The sequence below is a fragment of the Aureimonas sp. D3 genome (genome assembly GCF_001463805.1).
Taxonomy (GTDB): Bacteria; Pseudomonadota; Alphaproteobacteria; order Rhizobiales; family Rhizobiaceae; genus Aureimonas; species Aureimonas ureilytica_A.
This window is the reverse complement of sequence record NZ_BBWM01000026.1, coordinates 1-2,897: the sequence shown is the minus strand read 5'-3', so window position 1 is coordinate 2,897 and position 2,897 is coordinate 1. Positions and strand designations below refer to the sequence as shown.

At 70.6% G+C, this 2,897-nt stretch carries 2 protein-coding genes; both read left to right on the top strand.

Features of this window, described 5'->3' with window-relative positions:
• Positions 1-2,231, top strand: a 2,231-nt coding sequence (locus AUL36_RS06740; RefSeq protein WP_156418295.1) for a cellulose biosynthesis cyclic di-GMP-binding regulatory protein BcsB, incomplete at its 5' end; no start/stop codon positions are given.
• A 53-nt stretch (positions 2,232-2,284) separates the two neighbouring features.
• The coding region (locus AUL36_RS06735) for a glycosyl hydrolase family 8 (protein ID WP_244497061.1) at positions 2,285-2,897 on the top strand (613 nt) is incomplete at its 3' end.

Genomic DNA, 2,897 nt, shown 5'->3' with positions numbered 1-2,897 from the left:
CGCCGAGCCCCGTAAGGCCCGAGGCGCCCGCAACTGCCGTACCTCCATCCGCGCCACCGGCATCCGCTTCGAACACCAGCGCACAACCCGCCCCCTCCACCGGCTGGCGTCGCCACCTCATCGCCGGACCGGAGCTGGCTCTGTCGGGCGAGATCGATCGGCGGCGCTGGTCGATCACTTTGACGCGCGAGGAAGCGGAAGCCGCCGCCCGGCTCAACATCGCCTATCAGAACGCCATTCTGGTGGCTCCCGAAGCGTCGCGCCTGCGCCTGCTCGTCAACGACATGCCGCTGATCGACGCGCCCGTCGCCTCGTCGGACGGGTTGAGCGATCTCTCCGTCGCCGTGCCGGCCGGCCTGCTGCGCCCCGGCCTCAACACGATCGGTGTCGAAAGCACTCTGCGGCACAGGACGGACTGCACCGTCGCCTCCACCTACGAACTCTGGACGACGCTGGCTTCGGGCCGCACCTTTCTCGAATTCGCCGGAAGCGCCGCCGATTTCGCGCCGCGCCGTCTGGAGGACGTGCGCGCCACCGGTCTCGACGGCGACGGGCTGACGCTGATCCGCCTCGCGCTGCCCGCCGGAGACCTCAGCGACGCCGCCCCGGCCCTCATGCGCCTGTCGCAGGGGCTGGCGCTTCTCACCGCCATGCCCAACCAGAGCGTCGAGATCGTGCAGGGCAGCGTACCACCGGCCCGCGCCGGGACGCTCGATGTCGTGCTCGCCCCGGCCGACGCCTTCGGCGCGCTGGCGGGGGCCTTGAGCGCAAGCCCGAGCGGGGGCGCGAGCTTCCTGCGCCGCGCCGATGGATCGAGCGTTCTGGCTCTTACGGGCTCCAACTGGGACGAGGTGGCGGCGGGCGCCGAGCGCATCGTCTCCTTCGTGGACCGGGAGGGAGCCGCCCCGCGCCCGGCGATCCTCAACCCCGCGCTGCGCGCGCCAGACGCGCCCTTGATGCGCGAGGGCGGGGCGCTGAGTTTCCGCGAACTGGGCGTCGTCTCGCAGGAGTTCGCCGGGCGGCGTTTCCGCACCGAGTTCGCCGTCGCGGTGCCCGGCGATTTCTTCGCCGAAGCCTATGGCGAAGCCGTGGTTCGGCTGGACGCCGCCTATAGCGGCGAGGTTCTGCCGGGCAGCCTCGTCAATCTCTATGTGAACGGCAATATCGCGACGACCCTGCCGATCGGCGGCGGGGGCAGCGGCGCGCTGGACGGCTTTCCCTTGCGCATGACGATGCGCCATCTCAGGCCCGGCGTGAACACGATCGCGCTGGAGGCCAATCTTCTGACCGAGGCCGACCGGAGCTGCCGGCCGGGCACCTCCACCGGCGGCGCGCCGCGCTTCGCTCTGTTCGATACCTCGCGGCTCGAAGTGCCCGATTTCGCCCGCATCGCGCGGGTGCCCGATCTTTCGGCCTTTCAGGGCGTCGGCTTTCCCTACAATGTCACGCGCGATCCCGTGGATGTCGTGCTGCCGGACGATCGGGCGGAGGGCCTCAGCGCCGCCGCGACCTTTCTCGGCCGCATCGCCTTTTCGGCGGGCCATGCCATTCCCCTGCGGCTCGCGCCCGCGCCGACCGGGTCCATCGGCTCGCACGCGATCTTCATCGGGCCGACGCGCCAACTGCCGCCCGAAGCGCTGACGCGTGCCCATATCGACCCCGCCCGCGCGGCCGAATGGGGCGGGCAGGCGCCCGGCCCGGCCGCCGCCCCCGCGCTGACGCTGGAGGGCTGGCAGAAGCAGTTCGGCACGGCCTCCGGCTGGCGCGCGACGCTCGCCGATCTGGAAAGCTGGCTGCGCGAGACCTTCGACATCGAGGCCGGCGGGCTTCGGCTGCTTCCCGCCAGCCAGCAGCCCTTTGCCCCCGGCGCGGATGACGGATTGGTGGTCGGGCAGGGCGAGGGGCCGGCCGGCGTCTGGACCGTTCTCACCGCGCCGAGCACGGCGGCCTTGAGAGAGAATATCGCGCTGGTCGCGCGCGAGGCGAACTGGGTGCAGCTTGTCGGGCGCGTGTCGGCCTTCGATCCAAAAGAGAGCACCACCGCCAGCCAGCCCGTCGGCGCGGCGTCCTTCGTGCCGACGCAGCCCTTTTCCTTTTCCAATATGCGCCTGATCCTCGCCAACTGGCTGTCGGAAAACGTTCTCGCCTATGCTTCGCTGATCGTGGTGGTGGCGCTTCTGCTCGGCATCGCCACCACCGCCTTCGTGCAAACCTTGGGTCACCGCGAATGAGATCGCTGAAGCCTCTCCTGTGCGCGCTGCTTCTGGTTTGGGGACCTCCTGCCATGGCCGCGTCCTCGCTTCCATCCGGCGCTTGGGAGAGCTACCGCGCCAGCTTCCTCGACGCGTCGGGGCGCATCGTCGACACCGGCAATCACGGCATCAGCCATAGCGAGGGGCAGGGTTATGGCCTGCTTCTGGCCGTGATGGCCGATGACCAGGCCAATTTCGACCGCATCTGGAGCTTCACGCGCACGCAGCTTCTGGTGCGCGACGACGGGCTAGCCGCGTGGCGCTGGACGCCGGGCTCCGAGCCGCCCGTCACCGATCTCAACGACGCCAGCGACGGCGACATCCTGATCGCGCTCGGCCTCGCGCGGGGCGGGGCCAAATGGCAGAGGTCCGACCTGACAGAGGCCGCCGCGACGCTGGCGGGATCTATCGGCACACGCCTTCTCTTCGCCCATGATGGGCAGACCCTGCTGCGGCCGGGCGTCTCCGGCTTCGATCGGGGCGAGCGCGCGGACGGGCCGGTGGTGAACCTGTCCTATTGGGTGTTCGAGGCCTTCGGCGAACTCGCCGCGCTCGCGCCCGGCCATGACTGGAGCGAGGCCGAGGCAGGCGGGCGGCACCTTCTCGCCAGCGTCCTCACCTACGCCGCCCTGCCGCCCGAATGGC